This window comes from Streptomyces sp. SID4985 (genome assembly GCF_009863025.1).
GTDB lineage: Bacteria > Actinomycetota > Actinomycetes > Streptomycetales > Streptomycetaceae > Streptomyces.
In genome coordinates this window covers 1-5767 of the sequence record NZ_WWIR01000512.1, presented here as the reverse complement: position 1 = coordinate 5767, position 5767 = coordinate 1, and the positions used below count along the sequence as shown (strand labels likewise).

7 protein-coding genes are annotated in these 5767 nt (G+C 71.5%); 4 read left to right on the top strand and 3 right to left on the bottom strand.

Translation table 11 applies throughout. The annotated features are described in order from the left end of the window. The coding region (locus GTW40_RS22390) for a PfkB family carbohydrate kinase (RefSeq protein WP_237525628.1) at positions 1–306 on the top strand (306 nt) is incomplete at its 5' end. Positions 307–328: 22 nt separating this feature from the next. On the opposite strand, the gene GTW40_RS22385 is transcribed toward GTW40_RS22390, so the two are convergent. After that, on the bottom strand, positions 329–1255 hold the full coding sequence (locus tag GTW40_RS22385; protein WP_161181979.1) for a carbohydrate-binding protein: 927 nt from the start codon (positions 1253–1255) through the stop codon (positions 329–331). A 152-nt stretch (positions 1256–1407) separates the two neighbouring features. Further along, positions 1408–3063: a diguanylate cyclase CdgB gene (gene cdgB / locus GTW40_RS22380; RefSeq protein ID WP_161181978.1), complete on the bottom strand. Its 1656-nt coding sequence runs from the start codon at positions 3061–3063 to the stop codon at positions 1408–1410. A gap of 352 nt (positions 3064–3415) precedes the next feature. Here cdgB and GTW40_RS22375 point away from each other — a divergent pair, with 352 nt between their 5' ends. Beyond that, a complete protein-coding gene (locus GTW40_RS22375; protein ID WP_161181977.1) occupies positions 3416–4000 on the top strand; it encodes a flavin reductase family protein in 585 nt (194 codons plus the stop codon). 42 nt (positions 4001–4042) lie between these two features. After that, entirely contained in the window at positions 4043–4579 is a 537-nt protein-coding gene (locus GTW40_RS22370) for a hypothetical protein (protein WP_161181976.1), read from the top strand. Here GTW40_RS22370 and arfB read toward each other — a convergent pair. Continuing rightward, entirely contained in the window at positions 4576–5004 is a 429-nt protein-coding gene (gene arfB / locus GTW40_RS22365) for an alternative ribosome rescue aminoacyl-tRNA hydrolase ArfB (protein WP_161181975.1), read from the bottom strand. The two genes, GTW40_RS22370 and arfB, sit on opposite strands and share 4 nt — an antisense overlap. 186 nt (positions 5005–5190) lie before the next feature. On the opposite strand from arfB, the gene GTW40_RS22360 reads away from it, so the two are divergent. After that, positions 5191–5766 (top strand): TerD family protein, encoded by a 576-nt coding sequence (locus tag GTW40_RS22360; RefSeq protein ID WP_030804536.1) that lies wholly within the window; start codon positions 5191–5193, stop codon positions 5764–5766. Position 5767: the final 1 nt, after the last annotated feature.

Below are 5767 nucleotides of genomic sequence, written 5' to 3'. Positions count from 1 at the left end.
CGCGGCGCCCACGCGGTGGTCGCCTCCCTCGGCCCCGAGGGCCTGCTCGCCGTGACCCCCGAGGGCCACTGGCGCGCGACCCCACCCGCCCCGTTGCGCGGCAACCCGACCGGAGCGGGGGACGCGGCGGTCGCGGGACTGCTCTCGGGCCTGGTGGAACACCTGCCCTGGCCGGACCGGCTGACCCGCGCGGTCGCCCTGTCGGCGGCGGCCGTACTCGCCCCGGCGGCGGGGGAGTTCGACCGCGCCGCCTACGACGAGCTGTGCGGCCGTATCGAGGTGACCGGCGCGGCGGAGGCGGCCTGAGCCCGGTCCCGGAGGACCGGAACTAGCGCGTGACGTGACCCTTCTTGATCCAGAACTGGTCCATCAGCACATTGCACTTGTCGCCCGCTTGGCAGGAGACGGAGAGCGTGTTGGCACCCTTCTTGAGGTCGGGCCACACGTAGGAGTTCACCCAGCCGTTCTTGAAGTCGCCGTCGGCCACGTGCCGGTAGTTCCTCAGACCCGCCTTGCTGCCGAAGTCCTTGCCGTTGACGGTGACCGTCATCGACTGGTCCTCGCCCGTCGCGCTGTACCGCATGAAGAAGGTGTACGGGCCGTCCTCCGGCACGCTCACACTCCAAGTGACCGACGCGCCGACCTGGTTGAGGCCGCCGACATAGGTGCCGCCCGCCGCCTGCGCGCCCTTGACGTCCGACGCCTTGGCCGCGCCGCCCGCGAGCTGGACGGAGGCGTCGGCCGCGTCGGCCTTCGGGAGTTCGCCCGGAGGAGCCGAGGCGGTGGCCTTGGGCTGCGGCTCGGTGCTCTGCGACTGCGTCGGGCTCGGGCTCGCGCCGCCCTTCGCCTCGTCGCCGGAGTCGCCGTTGAACATGGCCACGCTGATGCCGATGACGACCGCGGCGACCACCGCGATCGCGCCGATGAGCAGGCCCTTGGTGTTGGGGCCGCGCCGTCCGGCGTTCTGCTGCATCCGGCTGCCCGTGGGGAGGCCGCCCGGCTGGGGCTGCGGGGCCGGGGCCTGGTACTGGGCGGTCGGCTGCCCGTAGGTGCCCTGCTGCTGCGGGACCTGCTGGCCGTACGTCTGCTGCTGGGGGTACTGGCGCTCACCGACCGCGCGCACCCGGCTGACCGCGTTCGGGTAGCCGTAACCGCCGGACGGCGGCTGGGCACCTCTGGCCTGGCCGTCGGCGTACAGGTAGCCGAACGGGTCGTCTTCCTCGGGCGTGCTCGCGCCGTTGTCGCCGGGCGTCATCCCTGGTACTCCTCAAGCAGGTGCGGGCGGATGGGGTACGGGTAGGCATGGCGAGCCTACCTTCCCGCATAGCCGAATTCGCTCGATCGGGGGACACCGACGGGCCCCTCAAATCGGGCGAGTCAGCCTGTCTCAGCCCACTGACCTGCGAATCACCCGGCGCGCCGGTGCTGTTTGGGACGAGATCGTTTCTCTACGTACATCCGCTCGTCGGCCGATTTCAGCACCTCGTCGGCCGTCATCCCGCAGTGCGCCCAGCCGATGCCGAAACTGGCGCCCACCCGCACGGCCCGCCCCTCGGCCCGGATCGGCTGGATGATCTCGCCGCGCAGCCGTCCGGCGAGGTCCTGCGCGTCGGCCCGGCCGAGCCCGTCGGCGAGGATCACGAACTCGTCGCCGCCGAGCCGGGCGACCGTGTCGCCGTCCCGCACGCCGTTGCTGAGCCGCCGCGCGACCTCGATCAGCACCGCGTCGCCCGCGTTGTGCCCGAAGCGGTCGTTGATCGACTTGAAGCCGTCCAGGTCGCAGAAGAGCACCGCGAGACCCTTGGCGCCGTCGTCGTGGGCGCCCTCCGGGGCGATGGTGTGGACATGGTGGTCGAAGGCGTCGTACGCCTCGGCGCCGGAGGCGAAGTCGAAGCCGTGCCCGCCGTCCGCGTCGCCCGGGTGACCGTAGGCCGCGTCGAGCGAGTCCAGGCCGTCGGCCTGGGTCTGGCGGCGGCACAGCCGGGCGGCCAGCCGCGCGCGCAGCTCGGCGGAGTTGGGCAGCCCGGTCAGCGAGTCGTGGGAGGCGCGGTGGGCGAGCTGCAGCTCGCGGCGCTTGCGCTCCTCGATGTCCTCGACGTGGGTGAGCAGGAAGCGGGGTCCGTCGGTGGTGTCCGCGACGACGGAGTTGCGCAGGGACACCCAGACGTACGAGCCGTCCCGGCGGGCCAGCCGCAGCTCGCCCCGGCCGCCCTCGGGGGAGGTGCGGCGCAGGGTGGTGACGTCCTCGGGGTGGACGAGGTCGGCGAAGGAGTAGCGGCGCATCGCGGCGGCGGGGCGGCCGAGCAGGCGGCACAGGGCGTCGTTGGCGCGCAGGACGCGGCCCTGGTGGTGGTCGCCGTCCATCTCCGCGATGGCCATGCCGGAGGGGGCGTACTCGAAGGCCTGGCGGAAGCTTTCCTCACTGGCGCGGAGGGCCTGCTGGTCGCGCTCCAGACGGACCAGGGCGCGCTGCATGTTGGCGCGCAGATGGGCGTTGCTGAGGGCGATCGCGGCCTGGAAGGCGTACATCTGGAGGGCCTCGCGGCCCCAGGCGCCGGGGCGGCGGCCGCCGTGCGGACGGTCGACGGATATGACGCCGATCAGCTCGCCGCGGGCCCCGCCCTGGACGCCGGGCGTGTACATCGGCGCGAAAAGGCGGTCGCCGGGGTGCCATTCCTCGTCGAAACGGGGGACGGGGGCCTCGGTGTACCACTGGGGGACGTCGTCGTCGTCGAGGACCCAGCCCTCGTGGTGGGGTATGAACACGAGGTCGCCCCACAGCTCGCCCATGCGCAGCCGCCGCTCCCAGGACTCACGGGCGCCGACCCGGCCCATGATCAGGGCCTCGGCCGCCGGGTTCCCGGAGAAGGCGGCGACCACCAGATCGCCGTCGGGGCGGACGAGGTTCACGCACGCCATCTCGTACCCCAGCGCGGTAACCGCGCCGTCGGCGACGATCTGCAGCGTGTCCGCCAGGCTGCGGGCCGTGTTCATCTCGGCCATGACCTGATGCAGCTGACGCAGGGATGTGAGCGGGACGTACGGCTCCGACTCTGTCTCCATGCTCGCCCTCCCCCTCCCCCGAGACCTCGCTGCGAATCAAGGCTTCTTCTCGCCACTGAATCACAGCGCGCTCCCCACTCGGTACACAGGGTCAACAATTATTGCCCCTTGTGACTCAAGTCACAGCAGAACGTGAACAATTGAGTGGAGTTTCTGTGTTTTCCCAGCACCGTTCTTGAACGCAAAGTGAGTGAACATGCGCATATGCCGTACGAATCGGCAGGCGGGCGGGTCGGGACGGTTGTCCGGAGCCCCTGTCCGGGTACTCCCGGGCGTGCGCCTGGGGTCCTAGGACCCCTCTCGGGCGGAGGGCCGATGCGGCGGGCCGGTGTGGCGGATTAGCGTTTCCGGCGTGCTGAACATCTCCGCCTCCGCCCCGTCCCCCACCGCCCGGGCCGCTTCCGGGCATCCTGAGGGGGTGAGCGACGACGAGTTCCGGGCCGCGATGTCCCGGCTGGCCGCCGGAGTGGTCCTGGTGACCGCGCAGGAGCCGCCGCTGGACCCCGACGACCCGTACGCGCCGGGCACGGAGGACGTGGGCATGACCGCCACGGCCTTCCTGTCGGTCTCCCTGGACCCCCCGCTGGTCATGGTCAGCCTGCGCACCGGCGGCCGCATGGACGAACTCCTGGAGGAACAGCCCCTCTGGGCGGTCTCGGTCCTCGCCGACCACCAGCGCCAGATCGCGGGCCGCTTCTCGATGAAGGGCCGCATCAGCGACCGCCTCCTCTTCGCCGACCTGGACCTCACCCGGGGCGAGGCGACGGGCGCCCCGCTGATCTCCGGCGCGCTGGCGGCGCTGGAGTGCCGTACGGAACAGCGCGTGCTCGCGGGCGACCACACCCTGGTCATCGGCCGCGTCCTGACCGCCCACGTCCCGAGCGCGGAGGGCGGCCCGCTGCTGTACTTCCGGGGGCGGTACCGGCACCTGGGCTGAGCGCCGGGAACCGGGACGGGCGCCGCCGCCGTCCGCCGCTGCGTGACGACCATCGCCCTGGACGATCTGGCCCCGGCCTTCTATATGGCCGCGCTCTTCGCTCCGTTCACGATGCCCGGCCTGGCCGCCCTGTCCGTCTTCCTGCTCGCGGTGCGCATCCGCAGGCACGGCTGGGGCGAGGCCTGGTACGCGCCGGACCGCGGTCCCTGCGTACTGACGGTGCTCCTGGCGTCCGCCACAGCCTTCGGCGCCTATGGGTACGGCGTGGGGTGCGGCTTCTACCTCCTGGACCCAGACCAGAAATGCGCGGCCATGGGCCTACGCGGCGATGACATCGTGACGCACCTGGCGCTGCCGGTCGGCGCGGAGTGCGTCACCGACAACGGCGTGGCCACCGAGCTGGTCCCGTCCTGGGTGAACCCGCTCGTCTACGTGTCCCTGGCGGCGGCCGCGGTGGCGGCGACGGCATGGGTGGCGGCCTGGCTGCGGCGCGCCGAAGAGGAAAAGGAAGGGGAAGAGGAGTGGGGGCCTGACGCGGAGCCAGAGGGCGTCTCCGGCGCGGACTGGCAGGATTCCTAGCCCCAGTCCCGCCCGGAACGGCCCCGCTTGGTGTCCGAGCGCTGCTTCTTCTGTCTGAGGCGGCGCTCGTTGATGCCCCGTGGGATGCGGGTGGCGCGGCGCGGCTTGGGCGGGGGTGCGGTGGCCTCGGCGAGGAGGGCGGTGAGGCGGACGGCCGCGGCCTCGCGGTTGCGCCACTGGGAGCGGTGCTCGGAGGCGCGGACGATCAGGACGCCGTCCACCAGCCGGGCCGCCAGCCGCTCCAGCGCGCGCTGCTTCCACACCTCGGGCAGCGCCTCGGTGCGCGCGAGGTCGAAGCGCAGCTCGGCCTGGGAGTCGCTGGTGTTGACGTGCTGCCCGCCGGGCCCGGAGGAACGCGAGAAACGCCACGTCAGCTCGGCCTCGGGAAGCGAGACCGAGCCACGGATGAGATAGGGCCCGGACATGACTCCATGGTCCCTGCCCGCACGGCCCCGCGTCACCCCGTTTTCCCCCAGCTCGGTAAAAAAGGTAAAGCGAGCAGGAACCTCTGGTACCCCTCCCGGCGTTCTCCCGGGTGACGTAGCTTCGTCGGGACCGACGGAGCGACAAGTACTCCGCCACGTACGCATTAAGGGAAGGGACTCCCAATCATGGCTGTAAGCCTGTCCAAGGGTGGCAACGTCTCGCTCACCAAGGAGGCTCCGGGCCTGACCGCCGTCACCGTGGGCCTCGGCTGGGACGTCCGCACCACCACCGGCACGGACTTCGACCTGGACGCCTCCGCCATCGCGGTCAACGGCCAGGGCAAGGTCTACTCCGACCAGCACTTCGTCTTCTTCAACAACAAGCAGACGCCGGACAGCTCCATCGTCCACACCGGTGACAACCGCACGGGCGAGGGCGCGGGCGACGACGAGGCGATCAACGTCAACCTCGCCGCCCTCCCGGCCGACGTCGAGAAGATCGTCTTCCCGGTCTCCATCTACGACGCCGAGAACCGCGGCCAGAACTTCGGCCAGGTCCGCAACGCCTACATCCGCATCGTCAACCAGGCCGGCGGCGCCGAGATCGCGCGCTACGACCTCTCCGAGGACGCGGCCACCGAGACGGCGATGGTCTTCGGCGAGCTGTACCGCAACGGCGCGGAGTGGAAGTTCCGCGCGGTAGGCCAGGGCTACGCCTCCGGCCTGGTCGGCATCGCCCAGGACTTCGGCGTCAACGTCTGAC